Source organism: bacterium (assembly GCA_037200965.1).
Lineage (GTDB): Bacteria > Patescibacteriota > Minisyncoccia > Phycocordibacterales > Phycocordibacteraceae > C7867-001.
The window spans coordinates 17,827-33,493 of record JBBCGK010000001.1; the positions used below are offsets into that span (position 1 = coordinate 17,827).

At 58.6% G+C, this 15,667-nt stretch carries 20 protein-coding genes; 16 read left to right on the plus strand and 4 right to left on the minus strand.

Annotated features, from left to right (window positions below; all coding sequences use genetic code 11):
- Positions 1-41 precede the first annotated feature (41 nt).
- From WDN10_00105 to WDN10_00135, 7 genes are all read left to right on the plus strand, one after another.
- Positions 42-242 (plus strand): hypothetical protein, encoded by a 201-nt coding sequence (locus WDN10_00105; protein ID MEJ0053121.1) that lies wholly within the window; start codon positions 42-44, stop codon positions 240-242.
- Between the two features lie 64 nt (positions 243-306).
- Positions 307-723: a metallopeptidase family protein gene (locus WDN10_00110; GenBank protein ID MEJ0053122.1), complete on the plus strand. Its 417-nt coding sequence runs from the start codon at positions 307-309 to the stop codon at positions 721-723.
- A gap of 34 nt (positions 724-757) precedes the next feature.
- Positions 758-1,666, plus strand: coding sequence for a M14 family metallopeptidase (locus tag WDN10_00115; GenBank protein ID MEJ0053123.1), 909 nt, complete (start codon positions 758-760; stop codon positions 1,664-1,666).
- On the plus strand, positions 1,666-2,547 hold the full coding sequence (locus WDN10_00120; GenBank protein ID MEJ0053124.1) for a M14 family metallopeptidase: 882 nt from the start codon (positions 1,666-1,668) through the stop codon (positions 2,545-2,547). Before WDN10_00115 ends, WDN10_00120 begins: the two co-directional genes overlap by 1 nt.
- Before the next feature lie 305 nt (positions 2,548-2,852).
- Positions 2,853-3,593 (plus strand): DNA repair protein RadC, encoded by a 741-nt coding sequence (radC, locus tag WDN10_00125; GenBank protein ID MEJ0053125.1) that lies wholly within the window; start codon positions 2,853-2,855, stop codon positions 3,591-3,593.
- An 18-nt stretch (positions 3,594-3,611) separates the two neighbouring features.
- Positions 3,612-3,887, plus strand: coding sequence for a hypothetical protein (locus WDN10_00130; GenBank protein MEJ0053126.1), 276 nt, complete (start codon positions 3,612-3,614; stop codon positions 3,885-3,887).
- A gap of 46 nt (positions 3,888-3,933) precedes the next feature.
- Positions 3,934-4,101 (plus strand): hypothetical protein, encoded by a 168-nt coding sequence (locus tag WDN10_00135; protein ID MEJ0053127.1) that lies wholly within the window; start codon positions 3,934-3,936, stop codon positions 4,099-4,101.
- Here the strand turns inward: WDN10_00135 and WDN10_00140 are convergent.
- Positions 4,090-4,227, minus strand: coding sequence for a hypothetical protein (locus WDN10_00140; protein MEJ0053128.1), 138 nt, complete (start codon positions 4,225-4,227; stop codon positions 4,090-4,092). The two genes, WDN10_00135 and WDN10_00140, sit on opposite strands and share 12 nt — an antisense overlap.
- A 32-nt stretch (positions 4,228-4,259) precedes the next feature.
- Between WDN10_00140 and WDN10_00145 the strand changes: the two genes are divergently transcribed.
- A complete protein-coding gene (locus WDN10_00145) occupies positions 4,260-4,466 on the plus strand; it encodes a hypothetical protein (protein MEJ0053129.1) in 207 nt (68 codons plus the stop codon).
- On the opposite strand, the gene WDN10_00150 is transcribed toward WDN10_00145, so the two are convergent.
- Positions 4,432-5,040, minus strand: a complete 609-nt coding sequence (locus tag WDN10_00150) for a VTT domain-containing protein (protein MEJ0053130.1) — start codon at positions 5,038-5,040, stop codon at positions 4,432-4,434. The two genes, WDN10_00145 and WDN10_00150, sit on opposite strands and share 35 nt — an antisense overlap.
- A gap of 85 nt (positions 5,041-5,125) precedes the next feature.
- Between WDN10_00150 and WDN10_00155 the strand changes: the two genes are divergently transcribed.
- Positions 5,126-5,701 (plus strand): NAD(P)H-dependent oxidoreductase, encoded by a 576-nt coding sequence (locus tag WDN10_00155; GenBank protein MEJ0053131.1) that lies wholly within the window; start codon positions 5,126-5,128, stop codon positions 5,699-5,701.
- A 53-nt stretch (positions 5,702-5,754) separates the two neighbouring features.
- Here WDN10_00155 and WDN10_00160 read toward each other — a convergent pair whose 3' ends face one another.
- Positions 5,755-6,060 carry a hypothetical protein gene (locus tag WDN10_00160; protein MEJ0053132.1) on the minus strand — a complete coding sequence of 102 codons (306 nt, stop codon included), beginning with the start codon at positions 6,058-6,060 and terminating at the stop codon, positions 5,755-5,757.
- A 124-nt stretch (positions 6,061-6,184) separates the two neighbouring features.
- On the opposite strand from WDN10_00160, the gene WDN10_00165 reads away from it, so the two are divergent.
- The 5 genes from WDN10_00165 to tgt are packed head-to-tail and all read left to right on the plus strand — an operon-like array spanning position 6,185 to position 13,383.
- Complete coding sequence (locus tag WDN10_00165) at positions 6,185-8,950, plus strand: TraM recognition domain-containing protein (GenBank protein MEJ0053133.1); 2,766 nt, start codon at positions 6,185-6,187, stop codon at positions 8,948-8,950.
- A gap of 3 nt (positions 8,951-8,953) precedes the next feature.
- Positions 8,954-11,269, plus strand: coding sequence for a hypothetical protein (locus WDN10_00170; GenBank protein ID MEJ0053134.1), 2,316 nt, complete (start codon positions 8,954-8,956; stop codon positions 11,267-11,269).
- A gap of 20 nt (positions 11,270-11,289) precedes the next feature.
- On the plus strand, positions 11,290-11,598 hold the full coding sequence (locus tag WDN10_00175) for a DUF5663 domain-containing protein (protein ID MEJ0053135.1): 309 nt from the start codon (positions 11,290-11,292) through the stop codon (positions 11,596-11,598).
- Between the two features lie 11 nt (positions 11,599-11,609).
- Entirely contained in the window at positions 11,610-12,134 is a 525-nt protein-coding gene (locus WDN10_00180; protein ID MEJ0053136.1) for an FKBP-type peptidyl-prolyl cis-trans isomerase, read from the plus strand.
- Positions 12,135-12,141: 7 nt separating this feature from the next.
- Positions 12,142-13,383, plus strand: coding sequence for a tRNA guanosine(34) transglycosylase Tgt (gene tgt, locus WDN10_00185; protein MEJ0053137.1), 1,242 nt, complete (start codon positions 12,142-12,144; stop codon positions 13,381-13,383).
- Between the two features lie 48 nt (positions 13,384-13,431).
- On the opposite strand, the gene WDN10_00190 is transcribed toward tgt, so the two are convergent.
- On the minus strand, positions 13,432-13,776 hold the full coding sequence (locus WDN10_00190; GenBank protein MEJ0053138.1) for a hypothetical protein: 345 nt from the start codon (positions 13,774-13,776) through the stop codon (positions 13,432-13,434).
- 160 nt (positions 13,777-13,936) lie between these two features.
- Here WDN10_00190 and WDN10_00195 point away from each other — a divergent pair, with 160 nt between their 5' ends.
- On the plus strand, positions 13,937-14,842 hold the full coding sequence (locus WDN10_00195; GenBank protein MEJ0053139.1) for an IS30 family transposase: 906 nt from the start codon (positions 13,937-13,939) through the stop codon (positions 14,840-14,842).
- Positions 14,843-14,940: 98 nt separating this feature from the next.
- Positions 14,941-15,588 carry a transposase gene (locus WDN10_00200; GenBank protein ID MEJ0053140.1) on the plus strand — a complete coding sequence of 216 codons (648 nt, stop codon included), beginning with the start codon at positions 14,941-14,943 and terminating at the stop codon, positions 15,586-15,588.
- Positions 15,589-15,667: the final 79 nt, after the last annotated feature.

A 15,667-nucleotide genomic window follows, 5' to 3' on the forward strand; every position in this document is an offset into this window, starting at 1 on the left:
ACGATCAGTGCAGTAACTGAAAAACTGCAAGGAGCCTGAGTATGCCGTTAAACGCAGAGACGCTGGCGAAGATGCCGCCGGGGCCCTATTCCTGGGCGATAAAGGGAAACTTCCTGTACCTTATAGACGGCACCGGGAAAAAGATCGCCACCCTATTGGGAACATCCGAAACGAGGAACGCGTTGCTTGACTTCATTATCGCAGCCGAGCGACACAAAGACGCACTTCCGGTGCATGACTAAGTGAGGTTCTGAGTTCAGAGCGGCCCGCGGGCCGCTCTTTGTCATGGCGGGTTATAGTTTCTTCATGACTATGAGCGAGCGGGAATTCGAACATATCGCGGCGGAGGAGTGGAAGCGCATGCCGGAGCGCTTTTCCGATAAGGTAGCGAATGTCGCGCTGCTCATCGAGAACGAAGTCGATGCCGAAACGCGCCAGCTCGAAGGCCTGGGGGAAGGCGAAACGCTTCTCGGGCTCTACCGGGGCATCCCGCTCGTCGAACGCGGGAGCGAATACGGGGTCGGCGTGACGCTTCCCGATACCATCACGCTCTACCGCCTGCCGCTTCTTGAAGAAGCGCACGAAATGGGCGGGGACTTCCCGGAGGCGGTACGGCGCGCGATACGGGAAACGCTGTGGCATGAAGTAGGCCATTATTTCGGCCTTTCCGAACAGGGCGTGAACGAGCGGGAAGCCGACGGGACGAACCGGTTCGCTCATTGATTTTTCACCAGGGCCGTGTGCTACCATACGGGGTATGAACAAAACCATTATCGCAGTTGTAGCGGTCGTCGTTATTATCCTCATCGGCATCGGTGCCTATTTCTTTACTAAAACCGCCCCCGCCCCGGTGACTTCAGGGGAAACGGCATCGAGTACGGTACCGGTGCCGGAGGCTACGCAGGGAACGGCGCAAAGCGACGGCAAGACTTCGGTCATCGGCACCTCGGCCGGAGGAAATGCCATCACCGCGTACCACTACGGCACGGGAGATGCCGAGCTTCTCTTCGTCGGCGGCATCCACGGCGGCTACGAGTGGAACACCGCTCTTGTCGCCTATCAGCTCATGGACTATCTCGACGCGCATCCGGATGCGGTACCGAAGAACGAGAAAGTGACGGTCATCCCCGTCCTGAACCCGGACGGCCTTGAGAAAGTCGTCGGCACCACCGGACGCTTCAGCGCTTCCGACGTGCCGTCCTCGCAGGCGGCTACCGTCCCCGGCCGCTTCAACGCCAATACCGTCGATCTCAACCGAAACTTCGACTGCGACTGGCAGGCCGAAGGCACCTGGCAAAGCACGAAGGTGAGCGGGGGCACGAGCGCTTTCTCCGAGCCCGAGAGCCAGGCGGTCAAGTCATACGTGGAAGCGCAGAAGCCGATGGCGGTCGTCGTCTGGTACAGCTCGGCGGGCGGCGTGTTCTCCTCGAATTGCCACGGCGGCGTCCTTCCGGAAACCGCAACCCTCACGAAGCTCTTCGCGGACGCGTCCGGCTATCCGGCTCACGCATCGTTCGATTTCTACGCCATTACGGGCGACATGGTGAACTGGCTCGCGAAGCTCAAAGTCCCGGCCATAAGCGTGCTTCTCACCAACCATACCGATACGGAATGGGATAAGAACTGGAAGGGCATCAGCGCGGTTCTCAACCACTACGCGGAGTAATGGGAGTTTCGAGAACCTGTCTCGTCATCGGCATTCTCGTTCTCGCGGTACTTGCCGCGGGGGCATGGATGCTTTTCGGCCGGCACGCAAAAGCGCCGGAACCCGCACCGGCAGAGCCCCAGAAGGTTTCGGTTCCTGTTCCTTCTGCGAAAGGTATCGGTTCTTCCGTGGAGGGCCGTTCGATCACGGCCTATAGCTACGGAACGGGTCCGAAGCACCTGTTGTTCGTCGGCGGCATGCACGGCGGCTATGAGTGGAACAGCGTCCTTCTCGCATACCAGTTCATGGATTATCTTGCCGCGCATCCCGAAACCGTTCCCGCAAGCCTTACTATCGACGTAATACCGTCGATCAATCCGGACGGGGTCTTTAAGGCGGTCGGCAAGGAAGGCCGCTTTAGCGCCGCCGATGCCTCGACCGATTCGAAGGTTCTCGCGTCGGCGCGCTTCAACGCGCACGCCGTCGATCTCAACCGCAACTTCGACTGCAAATGGCAGGCTACGAGCACGTGGCAGGGGAGGCCCGTGAGCGCCGGAACGAGCGCCTTCTCGGAGCCCGAGAGCCGGGCGGTCAGGACAGTCGTTACGGAACATCACCCTGCCGCCGTCGTCTTCTGGCACAGCCAGGCAAATGCCGTCTATGCTTCCGAGTGCACGCAGGGAATCCTTCCCGGCACGCTTGCGAGCATGGACGCGTATGCGCATGCGGCGGGATATCCGGCGGTCAAAACGTTCGACGCATACCCGATCACCGGGGACGCCGAAGGCTGGCTCGCGTCAATCGGCATTCCCGCGATCACGGTTGAACTCGCGACCCACGAGACGGTCGAATGGGATCGCAACCTTCTCGGCATACAAGCGCTTATCGATCTCTATAAATAGCGGATTGCCGCATGCGGGGCATGCGGGTATACTGAAGAAGTGAGTTTCCCGGACCCGAGGTTCGGGATTGATTTATCTAGTAACACGAACGACATGGACCCAATCACCACCCCCGACGAGACGGCAGTACCGATGGCCCCGGCAGAAGCGCCAGCAGATGCCCCGATGGCAGCGCCGGAGGAAACTCCCGCAGCGTAACGGTATTGACCGCAAAATCCCGCCACGTTTCAGTGGCGGGATTTTGCATTTCGGTGGATAAGCGCGCTTCTCAAGTGCGGGGCAGTGCGGCTATAGTATGTACATCCATGTCGCAGCCTTCACCCTACATGTTTCGCGATACGCATCTGGTGCTTGATAACCCGGGCAAGCAGTACGTCTACAAGATCCGCGACCTTGCTCCCGCGGACAAGCCGCGCGAGCGGCTCCTTTCGGCGGGCCCCGGCGCGCTGACGCTTCCGCAGCTTCTCTCCGTGGTGCTCAATGTCGGAACGGTGCGGGAGGGCGTGCTCGAGATGTCTTCGCGCATCATGCAGGAATACGGGGAGAAGAGCCTGGCCGCGAGGAACGACGCGAAACGGCTCTCCGAGGACCTCGACATCCCGCTTATAAAAGCGACCCAGATCGTCGCGTGCATCGAGATAGGCCGCAGGCTCTTCGAGCGCAACCGGCACGGCCAGAGGGTGGTCCGCACCGCGCGCGACGTGTTCGAGTACGCCGCGAATCTGCGGCTGCTGCCCAAGGAGCACCTGCGCGGCATCTATCTGAACGCGCACTACAAAGTGATCCACGACGAAGTGGTATCGATCGGCACCGTCGACGCGAACATGATCCATCCGCGGGAGGTATTCAAGCCCGCGCTTGAGTATTCCGCGGCCGCGGTCATCCTGGTGCATAACCATCCTTCGGGCGAGACGGCGCCCTCCGAAGCGGACAAGATCGTGACCGCGCAGCTCGTCGCCGCGGGGAAGCTGCTCGGCGTCCACCTCATCGATCATGTGGTGGTCACGGAGTCCGGCTTCGAAAGCGTTCCGGCCGATTACGAATAATTTCAATTACCTGCCTGTATGACTCCTGCCTGTGAAAGAACCTACGGTATCCCGGGCGTGGCAATCGCCTCGCCGTATTGGGTGCTCAGGGACGGCAATGCCGCGCTGCCCGCATTCATCATGGAAACGCTGCGGCGCGTGAACGAACGCCTTGAGCAGGCAGCCGCCCTGGAGCAGATACTCACGCCCGGGGACGAACAGGGCATCAGGGCGCTTACGGAAAAGCTCTTCGAAGCGAAGCGCGTCTGGCAGGAAACGCTCGAAGGCGAGGTCCTCCACCGGCTGTCGAAATAAGCGCCGTACCGCAGCTCCGGATTCTGCGGTTTGCTATACTTTCCGTATGCTCGAACGAAAGACATCGCTTGCCCTCGGCCTCATCCTTGGCGTGGTCATAGGAGCCCTGGTGCCGAGGCTCTGGGGCGAGGAAGTTCTTTCTTCGTCGTCCCTTCTTTGGGGCGGCATCGGGGCCGTGATCGGCCTCTATGTGTCGCACCGGTTATCGAACTGAGAGAACTTCCGCGGGCGCGATGCCCGGCGCCGTCTGTCCGTCGCTCCCCGTAACCAGCCACCATACGCCGCCGAGAGCGACAGCGGCCGCGACAATCCAGAGAATCCATTTTTCGGTCGAAGACATGGCTTCAGTATACCGCGTGCTATGCTTTTTTCATGATTGATCCGGAACTCGCGGAGCGCCTTTCGGGGCTCGAGGCCAAAATAGACGCGGCCTATGCCTCGACCGAAAAGACACGCGCGTATCTCTGGTGGAGCGGCGTGATCGCGGTCGTATTGTTCGTTCTCCCGCTTATCGCTCTCCTCTTCGCCATCCCTTCGTTCATTTCTACGTATCCGGCCGGACTCGAAACCATTCAATAGCGACGGGAACGAAGGAAATAACAATGATCCCGATGCTTATCGGAAACAGATACTCTTGCAGTACCGGAAAGGCGCTTCCGAGCGTAAAGCCGACGAGGGTGATTCCTGCCCCCCAGGCGACGGCACCGGCGACGTTGTAGGTGAAGAAGGTGCGATAGGGCATGCGGCCGATACCCGCGAAAAAAGGCGCGAGGGTGCGCACGACGGGCACGAACCGTGCGATCACGACGGCCCGTGCCCCGTGCTTCTCGTAGAAGCGTTCCGTCCGCGCCACGTATTCCCGTTTAAAGAGCCACGAATCCGGACGGTTGAAGAGCATCCGTCCGGCTCTCGCTCCTATCCAATAGCCCACGCTGTCGCCGACGATCGCCGCGCCGACACAGAGGACAACGACCAGCCAGATATGGAGATAGCCTTCGGCGGAAAGAAGGCCCGCGGCGAAAAGAAGGCTGTCGCCGGGAAGAAAGATGCCAAGCAGGATGCCCGATTCGAAGAACACGATGGCGGTGAAGCCGAGATACCCGGCGGTTTTGAGAAACGTCACCGGATCGATATGAAGGAGGGCGTCGGACATGAAGCAGTAATTATACACACCCTGCCGATTTTTCGTTCATGGTAGGTTCTAAGTCCGGTGAGTTTTATACGCTAACCAGTAACCTATGCCACATATACAGATAATCCTCGGAAGCACGAGAGAAGGCAGGAACGGAGAGAAGGTCGCGAAGTGGGTTGCGCGCGAGGCGGCATTGAGAAGCGACTTCACTTCGGAAGTCCTCGATGTTAAGGAATTCAACCTGCCCTTTTTCGAAGGCGCGGGAAGTCCGGGCATGACGGGCATCATAGCGCCTGAGGCGGCAAAGTGGTCGGAAGCGGTCGCGAAGGGCGACGGTTATATCATCGTCACTCCCGAATACAACCATGGCTATCCGGCCCCGCTTAAGAACGCGCTCGACCATCTCTATAAGGAATGGAACAACAAGCCGGTGGCGTTCGTAAGCTACGGGGGAGCCGCGGGCGGCGTACGCGCCGCCGAGCAGCTCCGGCAAGTGGCTGCCGAGCTTCGCATGGCTTCGATACGGGATTCGGTCGTGATTCCCGCGGTATGGGCCGCCTTTACGAGCGATGGCGAGCCTCTCGAGAAGGAGTCGCTTGCAAAGACGCTCGGGGAAGTGTTCGACCAGCTTGCGATGTGGGCTGACGGTCTCAGGACGATGAGAGAAAAGGCGGGAAAGTAGAGTACAGATGAAAAGCTTCGGGCGCGGCTTGGATAAGCCGCGCCCGTTTCGTTTCACTTTTGCCGGGCGGCCTCGATCTTCCATGCCGCGGTCAGCTGGCGGCAGTCTTCGGCATAGGAGACTGGCGGTTTAAGCGACTCCTCGCCGTTCAGACCGAATGAGACGGCCTGGTTAAGCGGAATATCGATATCGGCGAGTCGGTCGAGGAACGATTTGCCGGTGAGATGCGCGACAACGTCGTTTCCGGGGTCGGCGATATTAAGCGTTCTCGAATCTATTCGCGCTCTCCATGCTTTGAATCCTTTGTGATCGAAGTGCGCGGCGCAGTTCGCGACGCGTGCAGGCGGGGGAGTTCTCATTGCGTCGTCTCCGCAAAGGGTATCTGACGAGAACGATACTCTGCCCGCGCGGAAACGCAAATCGGGAACGTATCCCCGATACGAAGGGAAAGACCATGTTCGAATGCTTTATACTGTACTCATCATGGAAGGAATCGCGCAGCCGATACAGACGCCGGAAGAAGAGCTCGCCTATCTTCGGGCGCAAGTGGCGGCAAAGGAAAACGAACTTCGGGGACTTCGCAGAGAAAGCGCGCCTCCGGTAGCGACGGCCGAGATCGTGCATGAGCGCATCATCCATCATAAAGAAACCCCCGCGGAAGAAGTTCTCGCACCGGCGTATCAAATGCCCGAGACCGAAGTCAAGGCGCTCGCGCTCAACCTCGACCCGAAGGACGACGATGCGACCATCACCGAACTCATGCAGATCATAGAAACGAGAGGCATCAGGAATGCGCTTTCGGTTCTCGAAAAGATGGACAACCCGCATATCGAGGACGATTTCCACAGGTTCCTCGTGCAGTACGTCCTTTCGGGCATGCAGGTCAAGGGACTCGACGAGAAGGCTCCGACCTGGAAAGCGCTCCATATGACGCTTTACGAAGTCGCGCTTCCGGAGCCCGACGCCAAGGGCGAAGGGCGGGAGAAGCCGCTTAAGGAACTGGTCTCCGCGATGGAACAGTTCTATGCGGGCATGCTTTCGGTGGGAGAGGCGTACGCCGGGGAGCCGCGCTATTTTTCGATGGAGCTCGCGGTTCCCGTCGGTCGCGCCGACCTTCTTTTCTATGTCGCGGTTCCAAACGGCAAGCGCGATCTCTTCGAGAAGCAGCTCCTGGCGATCTTTCCCCATGCGCATATCGCGCCGCAGCCAAACGATTATAACGTCTTCGCCGAAGACGGAACGTCGCTCGTTTCCGTCGCAAAGCTCTCCGAAAAGCCCATGCTTCCCCTTAAGGACTACGCTGACTTCGACTACGATCCCCTCAACGGGATATTGAACGCGTTCGCGAAGATCGCCGCGGAAGGCGAGGGGGCGGCGCTGCAGCTCCTTATCGAGCCCGCAGGAGACCGGTATCTCAAGCACTATCGCAAAGTTCTCGATGCGCTCAGGAAGGGCAAGAAGCGAAGCGAAGCCTTCTCGCTTCCCGAGACCGCGTTTGGGGAGGTAGCAAAGGAGTTCGGCTCCTTCTTCCTTCCGGGAGGAAAGTCCAGGGACGGGCAAAAGCAGCGGGAGGCCGAACAGCGGCAGATCGAGGCGAATAAGACCGATATCGAAGCGCTCGAAAAGAAGCTCGGGTCTCCCGTCGTCGAAGCGACGATGCGGCTCGTGGTATCGGGGACCGACGCGGTACGCGCGGGCCAGGTGCAGGGCGAGCTGGAGTCGGCGTTCAACCAGTTCGGCAATACCAGGGGGAATACGCTCGCGTGGGAGCGGCCGTCCGGAAGTACGGGCAAGAGAGCGATCCGCGATTTTTCGTTCCGTACCGCCGTCGGTTCCGCGCTTCCTCTTTCGCTTAAGGAGGTGACCACGCTCTATCACTTCCCGCCAAACGGCATCAAATCCGCGCCGAGCCTCAAGCAGGCGCGGTTTTCGACCGCCGCCGCGCCGCTCACGCTCTCCGGAGAAGGGACGCAGATCGGCACCAACACGTTCCGCGGCGTCGAGACGAAGGTGTTTATCGCGGACGAAGACCGCCTCAGGCATCTCTATGCGATCGGGCAGACCGGCGCCGGAAAGACCGGCCTCCTCCGGACGCTCATCGACCAGGATGTCCGGGCCGGAAAGGGCGTCTGCTTCATCGACCCGCACGGAAACGACATTCTCGAGGTGCTTGCCGGCGTTCCGCCCGAGCGCTATGAGGACGTCATCTATTTCGACCCGGCGGATACGTCGCGGCCGTTCGGGCTGAATCTTCTCGAATACGATCCGTCGCGCCCCGAACAGAAGACCTTCATCGTGAACGAGATCCTCGCCATTTTCCGCCGCCTCTATGGCGACGTGCCCGAGTCGATGGGTCCCGCCTTCGAGCAGTACTTCAGGAACGCGACGCTTCTCGTCATGGAGGATCCCGCAAGCGGTTCGACCATACTCGATATCCCGCGCGTGCTCGCGAACAAGGCGTTCCGCGACCTGAAGCTTTCGAGAAGCAATAATCCCGTCGTCAATCAGTTCTGGACCGAGATCGCGACCAAGGCCGAAGGCGAAGCGTCGCTTCAGAACATCGTGCCGTATATCACGAACAAGTTCGACGACTTCACCGCGAACGACTTCATGCGCCCGATCGTCGGGCAGCAGCAGTCCTCCTTCCATTTCCGGGAAGTGATCGATAACAAGAAGATACTCCTCGTGAATCTTTCGAAAGGAAGGCTCGGGGAACGAAACGCGAACCTCATCGGACTCATCGTGGTCGGCAAACTTTTCATGGCCGCGCTCTCACGGGCCGACAATCCCCGGGCAGAGTACAATCCCTTCTATCTCTATATCGACGAGTTCCAGAACATCACGACCGACTCCATCCCCGGCATCCTTTCCGAAGCCCGGAAATACAAGCTTTCGCTCACCATGGCGCACCAGTTCCTTTCACAGGTTGACGAGAAGATCCGCGACGCCGTATTCGGGAACGTGGGCAACATGGCCGTGTTTCGGGTGGGCGAGGAGGATGCCGAGTTCTTCGAGAAGCAGTTCGCGCCGGCGTTCTCCGCGACCGATTTCGTGAACCTCGAAAACCGCAACGCCTATGTCCGCATTCTCGCAGGGGGGGTACCCCAAAAGCCCTTCAACATAAAGACCCTGAACCTCAAACCGGGGAATCCCGACCAGATAGACGACCTCAGGCAGTTATCCTCCCTGACATATGGCAGGGACCGTGGTATGGTTGAAGGCATGATTAGAAGCCGGTATATTTCGTAATCCATGTCTTCATCAGGCGAAAATCCTCCGCGCAGATTTACCGCCAGCAGCTTTAAAGGGACTCCACTTAACGAAGAACCGCAAAACATACAGACAGGGGAACCTGCAGCGTTTTCGCAGGCAGAGGCACCTGCTGTCGTGAATGCGGGCAAAACAGCTGATGCGCCCAGGCAGGAAATTGAAGCTGCTTTGCGTTTTCGTCTCAAGGAGGGAGATTCTCCGGACATAAGAGATTTGCGCAAGGATACCTATGAAGAACTCATGGAACTTGCGGATGATATCCGCGGCTCAGGCAGGGAGCCCGGCGATATGGAGGAGTGGCGGAAAGCATATCGTGAATACGAGAAATTCAACGACATGTGCGACAAATTCACAAAGGCGAATGACGCCGAGGCTGCGCAAATGGGGCCGAATATGCAAAAGCAATACGATCTCTTCATACGCAGGACAGACGAAGCCTACGATACTCTGACGAAAGCGAACGTACCGAGCGAAGAAGCGCCAACTCCTGCGGTTACCCAAATTCCCGGTTCCCCGGGGCCCGGTAGCAAACCGCTTGGCGATGAAGGATATAAATCCATTCCTCCTGAAAAGAAGGATGAAATCCCTCCGGATACAGCCCCGGTCGAAGAATCAGATATCGATACCGATAAAGGGGTCGGCGATGATATGGGCAGGGACGAAACTGCCGCTCCCCCGGAAGTAGATCCGGTTATTGAAAGAGAGAAGCTGAAGGAAAACATCGAAGCGCTTAATGCGGCTGAGGCGGCTCGTTGGAAAGCAGAAAATCCGAGCAAAGAAGAAACTGAGTCTAAGGTACCAGAGGATTCAGGTACGCATGTTGAAGACCGGCCTGCGCCTGAGAAGAGACCTGAGCCGGGGAGTATGGCTGAACATCTGGCGCAAGTCGGATGGCATCGGGATAAGACTTTGGATCGTGAAGCTACCGAGAAGCTCGGTTCGGGTTCCAAGGCTTTTAACTGGTGGAAGCAGAACGCGGAAGATTACAACGGATTCCGTTTCCGCGATAAGCTCGTGCTTGGCGCGGTCATGACCGTGGTCGGCTTCGGGGCCACTGTCGTCATCGGGCTCCCCGGCGCGGTTGCCGCGGCGTTAGCGCTGCCCTTCAGGCTTTTTACGAGTTCCGCTACCGGTCTTGGCGCTGGCATAGCTACCGATGCTCTCATCCAGCGCTCCGCATACAAAAAGGATGCGGCAGGCAAGGGACTTGGGTACCTAACGGGCAATACGCGCAACAGGAAGATTGCGGCGGGGGCGATCGGCACGGCCACTGGCGTCGCCACGTTTTTCCTCGGACAGTGGCTTTCGGGCGTCGTCGGCAACTGGCTCGGTCATGCTCCCGGTGTTGAGGCCGGGGCCGGTACTCCGAACGTAGAACACCATTTCGATCCGAAAGCAATGATCGAGGTTCAAAAGGGACATGGCGCGATCAGCATGATCGAAGACCTTAAGGAACATCTGCGGCACCTTTACGAGCATACCGATCCAAGCAAGATTCCGGCCGGGGCGAAGGCCGTACTTGGTGCCGATCCGACGAAACTTGCGGAACAGCTGCAGGCATATCAGCCGGGAGAATCTCTCAACAGCCAGCTTATTCCGGAGCATGCGCATCTCGGTATCGGCCAAGACGGATCACTTATGTACAGCGCTGACGGTGTCAAGAATCCGCTCACGCTTATCGACGGACAAGGTCATCAGGTGGCTAGCTGGAATGACCATATGATGCGTCCGGGCGCACACCCGGCCCCTTCAACCGAAGCGCAAGCTTCGCAGCCGGGCGACGCCAGCGCTTCCGATCCGAACTCGCTCCAATACAGGGAAATGGAGATGTCGAAAGCTTCGCATGGCGATCTGGTGCCGGACGCAAGGGGTGTCGGCCACCCGGCGTCTGAAATGGGCGGCTCGGAGCGGCTTGCTGCACATTCGGCACCCGCTCCCGCACTTGAGACAGCGTCTTCCAACCTTACTTCCAATGCGCTCCATACATTGCAGGAGGCAGCCCCGGGTATGCAGCCTGATCCAACGCTGACGCAGGAAATACTCTCCGCAAATGCGAAAGATATCAACGCGTACCTGTTGCACGACGGACGCGTATCCGTATTCGGCGGTTCGCCCGCCCTCTACGAGCAGTTCGCGAAGAACTTCGCGGGCGCGATGCGTACCGATGTCGTTTTGCCGGTGAACCAGAACGGTACTATACTAGATTATATTATTCACCCCGACGGGACTTCGGAGTTAGTAACGCCGAAGAGTCCGACACCGATTGTCGAACAGCTTGTGATGAAACTGGCTAAGTAGGCGCTTTATATCATCCAACCATGCAAGACGAAATCCAGCGCGCGGTTGCAGAAGAGCTTGGCATCGAAGGACTCTCGAGCGCAGAGCAGCAGGAGCTTATAGCGCAGATGACGGGTATTATGCTCAAAGCGGCGACTTTGGCGCTTCTTGAGAAGCTGCGCGAAGATAAGCGCGATGAGTTCGTTATCATTGCAGAGTCCAAGGACGAGGAGGCGCTCCGGACATTCCTTGAAAAGGAACTTCCCGGAAGCGAGGAAATCGTCCGTGCGGCGGTCAGCGAGGAGATCCGCCGCTTTAAGGAATATCAAAGCGGAATACCAGCCGCATAATTCAACCGATCATGAACACCGTCTCTACCGGCATTGCAGTAGCGCTCGCGCTTGCGATTATGGCGTTCTTCTTCCTTCCCGGCCCCTTTCCGTTCCATGCGGCAACAATGCCTGCCGAGGACGCTTCCGCAGACCTGCGGCTCGCAACCAGTACCGAAGGGAACCCGTCAGATATAACCACTAACCAAAACGTCATGACGAATGCGACAGAACTTCAGATCAGGGATATCGCGGTCGGTACGGGCCCTGCGGTCAAGGCGGGCGATGCTATCACCGTCAACTATGTCGGCATGCTCGCCGACGGCACGGTATTTGACGCTTCCGCAAACCACAGCGCAGGCGGCGTTCCCTTCACTATCGGTGTCGGGCAGGTCATTCCGGGCTGGGACCAAGGCCTTATCGGCATGAAGGTCGGCGGCAAGCGCGAGCTCGTGATACCCGCTTCGCTCGCATACGGCAGTCAGGGCGCGGGAAGCGCCATTCCGCCAAACGCGACGCTCATCTTCGAGATAGAGCTCTTGAAGATCGGAAACTAACCACATAGTGGGCGCGATTACTTTCAAGATAGAGGCACGGGCGCCACATGGCGGTGCCCGTGCCGGCGTTATAACCACCGCGCACGGAGCGATACGGACGCCCGCCTTCGTTCCGGTCGGCACCAAGGCCGATGTGAAGGGAATCCTCCCGGAGCTTCTCGCACGCGAAGGCGCGCAGGTCGTGCTTGCGAACACCTATCATCTCTATCTCCAGCCGGGCGAGGCGGTCGTCAAGGAGGCCGGAGGGCTTGCGAAGTTCATGAACTGGCGGGGGCCGACCATGACCGACTCCGGCGGGTTCCAGGTATTCTCGCTTGGCGCTGCGTTTGGCAAGAAGGTATCGAAGTTTTCCGGTGCGATTGACGGGGAAATGAGCGAAAAGGAAGATCAGATCGCGGTCTTTGATGACTCCCTCGCTTCCCAGCACGGGCAGCTCGCGATCGTCGACGACGAGGGTGTCACCTTCACCTCGCATCTTGACGGGTCGCTCCACCGCTTTACGCCCGAGCGCTCCGTCGAGATCCAGCATGCGCTCGGAGCCGATATCTTCTTCGCGTTTGACGAGTGCACCGCGCCGACCGAGCCGTATGCATACCAGAAGGAAGCGATGGAGCGTACGCACAGATGGGCGGGGAGAAGTCTAAAGGCCCATCGGCAGAATATCGGGGCGAACAGGATGCAGGCGATATTCGGCATCGCGCAGGGCGGGCAGTTCGACGACCTGCGGCGTATAAGCGCGCGGGAGATCGGGGACATGGGCTTCGACGGATTCGGACTTGGCGGTTCCTTCAGCAAGAAGTACGGTGAGCATTCGCTCGAATCAGCGCTCAAGATGCTTTCCGAAATCCCGCCGGAGATGCCGGTGCACGGACTTGGCGTTGGCGAGCCGGGCGATATCCTTCTTGGTATAGCTCACGGGGTCGATCTTTTCGACTGCGTCGCCGCTACCCGCATCGGCAGGCACGGGAGCATTTATACGAAACGGGGAGTCCTGCATCTTCGGGGAGAGAAGTTCAGGAATGATTTTTCCGTGCTTGATCCGGAAACGCCGATGGAATCGACCGCGGGATTCACCCGCGCGTACGTCGGGCACCTGATCCGGTCCGGAGAGACGCTCGGCTCCGTCATTTGCTCGCTTCATAACCTTGGTTTCATCCTGCGGCTCGTCGACGGGGCGCGGGAGGCTATTACCAAAGGACATTTTGATGAGTACCGTGCCGCTTTCCTTAGCGGCTACTACGGCCGTTAAATAGAAAAAGAGCGGCCATGACGGCCGCTCGAGTTTCCAGGCTCACACCTAATTGATTTGTACCGGAGGCATCGGCAAGTGATGTGCTATGATCGCTGCCGATCCGCCGCATACCGCGTCCAGGCAATCCTTTTGCCTTCGGGAGAGGTTCGGTCGCCGCGGGAGAACTTCCACCAAAATATCCATCAAGTCCGTCGTGGCCGGCGTCCCGCGGCCCTTCTTCTTGTCGAGAATCTTTAGCTTGTAGAACTTTCGTAGCGCCTCCCCGGAAAGATTCACTTTCGGTTCGTCACCATCCGGCTTCGTCCTGGTCACTACGGCGGCGAGGAATGAAAGAACGCCCTTCATTTCCTTATACCCCGTTACCAGGGTCTCGTATCTCTGTGTATCCATTTCTTCCTCCTGCGGGTAAGGCCTGCTATAACTATACAGTTGAAATAAGTCCCTGGCAACTGTGCTGGTTGAATTCTAGCTTGAAACGCAACAACCCGTATTGAAAAGCGCATACCCGCAGGTACGCTAGGAGTGTTGAATCACCTAAGCACCAACGGGTATGCATACACACAATACGCGCGACATGCGCGTTTCGCTAGGCGCGCTCCTGCGCGCTGGTGTGAAGAAAGCTGGGATCGCGCGGCAACTGGGCGTCCACCGCTCGACCATCTCAAGGGAGTTGAAACGGAACGCGAAGAAGAACGGGCGGTATCACGCCACGCACGCGGACGTGCGTGCGAAGGCACGCCGCATGAAGAGCAAGGAGGCGGGACGCCTCCTTGCAAACAATCAGCAGTTGGCTGACCTTGTCGAGGCACTCCTTGACCCACTCGTCTCTCCAGAGGTGATCGCACACCTTCTCGACATATCGCACGAGACGATATACGCGTGGCTATATCGCACCCGTCCTGATCTGTTGGCTCGTCTGCCGCAGCGAGGAAGGAAGCGCCGCCGATATGGCTCAAAGCGTACGCAGAAACAAGGATGGACCAAGAACGTGCGTTCCATTGAGGAGCGCACAGAACCTGGCTGGGAGGGCGATACCGTCAAAGGCGCAGGTCGTGAACGCATCCTCACCCACGTGCACCAGAGCTTGTATCTCGTTGCCGACCTAATCCCGAACGGCACGGCAGATGTCGTGCATGCGGTACTGAAGTCGCATCAGAAAGTCACCGGGACCATCACGTACGACCGCGGGAGCGAGTTCGCACTCTGGCAGTTCATTGAACGTGATACCGATGCCACCGTGTACTTCGCACACGCACACCATCCGTGGGAGCGCGGGAAGAACGAGAATACCAATGGCCGCCTGCGGCGACCATTCCCCAAACGGCTGAACCTGGGTACCATATCCAAAGACGACCTTGCGGACGTGGTGGACCTCATGAACCACACGCCGCGGAAGTCTCTCTCCTGGCAGACCTCGTGCGTGCGCTTTGGGAAGGCGTGTTGCGTTTCAGATTAGAATTCAAGCTGGTATGAGCCTGCTGAATAACCCCTAAACGCCAAAAGGCGTCCGGTATTCTGGTTGTGTTGGCAACCTAATACTGAACGCCTCGTGGTATGGAAAAGTGTATACCCACATACGCCCGCTTTCAATGGATCAATCATCCTCTGGTACGTACCGTTCTCGCTCCTTTCTTCCCGTACGCCGGTACCGGAAGGCGCGGATACGACAAGGTCACGCTCTTCCTCTGGCTCGCATACAAGCAGCTCCATGGCTGCACGTATCGAGACCTCGAAAGCATGAGCGGCATCGACCAGACCACGTTCGTGAAGTTCAGGGGACGACTCAAGCAGTCCCGTGGATTTGAACACTTGTTCGGGTGCCTGACGCAGCGCGTGCTTGCGCACCTCCCCGCACTCAACCTCATACTCGACTCCTCTTTCGTCAAGACATACTCGGGACACGACGAGGAGGGTTCGGCATATTCCGGACACAAGAAAGCCAACGGGTACAAGACCCACGAAATCATTGATCGGGACACCAGACTTCCGGTATTTCAAAGCGTCACGCCCGGTGCAGTGGCGGACATCACGGAGGGCAGGCGACTCGTGTCGAGAGCGCCCCCTGATCTTCCGGTCGCTTCGTTTGCCGCCGACAAGGGATACGACAGCGAGTCGTTCGTCTTTGACCTTGCGCGCAAGTGGAGTATCGAACCGGCGATACCACTCCGACGCATGAAGAAAGACGGCAACCGAACGAATTGAACCCTTCGGGGAGCCCGTCGTTCGAGCGATCCTGCCGAATATCGCGCCCGAACCGGCGTCGAGCGACATTTCTCCCGCA

Excerpts from the sequence above, each read along its gene's own strand:
- WDN10_00110 (MEJ0053122.1), top strand. The coding sequence starts at position 307 with ATGACTATGAGCGAGCGGGAATTCGAACATATCGCGGCGGAGGAGTGG.
- WDN10_00170 (MEJ0053134.1), top strand. The coding sequence starts at position 8,954 with ATGTCTTCATCAGGCGAAAATCCTCCGCGCAGATTTACCGCCAGCAGC.
- WDN10_00175 (MEJ0053135.1), top strand. The coding sequence starts at position 11,290 with ATGCAAGACGAAATCCAGCGCGCGGTTGCAGAAGAGCTTGGCATCGAA.
- radC (MEJ0053125.1), top strand. The coding sequence starts at position 2,853 with ATGTCGCAGCCTTCACCCTACATGTTTCGCGATACGCATCTGGTGCTT.
- WDN10_00120 (MEJ0053124.1), top strand. The coding sequence starts at position 1,666 with ATGGGAGTTTCGAGAACCTGTCTCGTCATCGGCATTCTCGTTCTCGCG.
- WDN10_00145 (MEJ0053129.1), top strand. The coding sequence starts at position 4,260 with ATGATTGATCCGGAACTCGCGGAGCGCCTTTCGGGGCTCGAGGCCAAA.
- WDN10_00200 (MEJ0053140.1), top strand. The coding sequence starts at position 14,941 with ATGGAAAAGTGTATACCCACATACGCCCGCTTTCAATGGATCAATCAT.
- WDN10_00165 (MEJ0053133.1), top strand. The coding sequence starts at position 6,185 with ATGGAAGGAATCGCGCAGCCGATACAGACGCCGGAAGAAGAGCTCGCC.
- WDN10_00160 (MEJ0053132.1), bottom strand. The coding sequence starts at position 6,060 with ATGAGAACTCCCCCGCCTGCACGCGTCGCGAACTGCGCCGCGCACTTC.
- WDN10_00195 (MEJ0053139.1), top strand. The coding sequence starts at position 13,937 with ATGCATACACACAATACGCGCGACATGCGCGTTTCGCTAGGCGCGCTC.
- WDN10_00150 (MEJ0053130.1), bottom strand. The coding sequence starts at position 5,040 with ATGTCCGACGCCCTCCTTCATATCGATCCGGTGACGTTTCTCAAAACC.
- WDN10_00140 (MEJ0053128.1), bottom strand. The coding sequence starts at position 4,227 with ATGTCTTCGACCGAAAAATGGATTCTCTGGATTGTCGCGGCCGCTGTC.
- WDN10_00130 (MEJ0053126.1), top strand. The coding sequence starts at position 3,612 with ATGACTCCTGCCTGTGAAAGAACCTACGGTATCCCGGGCGTGGCAATC.
- WDN10_00115 (MEJ0053123.1), top strand. The coding sequence starts at position 758 with ATGAACAAAACCATTATCGCAGTTGTAGCGGTCGTCGTTATTATCCTC.
- WDN10_00180 (MEJ0053136.1), top strand. The coding sequence starts at position 11,610 with ATGAACACCGTCTCTACCGGCATTGCAGTAGCGCTCGCGCTTGCGATT.
- WDN10_00135 (MEJ0053127.1), top strand. The coding sequence starts at position 3,934 with ATGCTCGAACGAAAGACATCGCTTGCCCTCGGCCTCATCCTTGGCGTG.
- WDN10_00190 (MEJ0053138.1), bottom strand. The coding sequence starts at position 13,776 with ATGGATACACAGAGATACGAGACCCTGGTAACGGGGTATAAGGAAATG.
- WDN10_00105 (MEJ0053121.1), top strand. The coding sequence starts at position 42 with ATGCCGTTAAACGCAGAGACGCTGGCGAAGATGCCGCCGGGGCCCTAT.
- WDN10_00155 (MEJ0053131.1), top strand. The coding sequence starts at position 5,126 with ATGCCACATATACAGATAATCCTCGGAAGCACGAGAGAAGGCAGGAAC.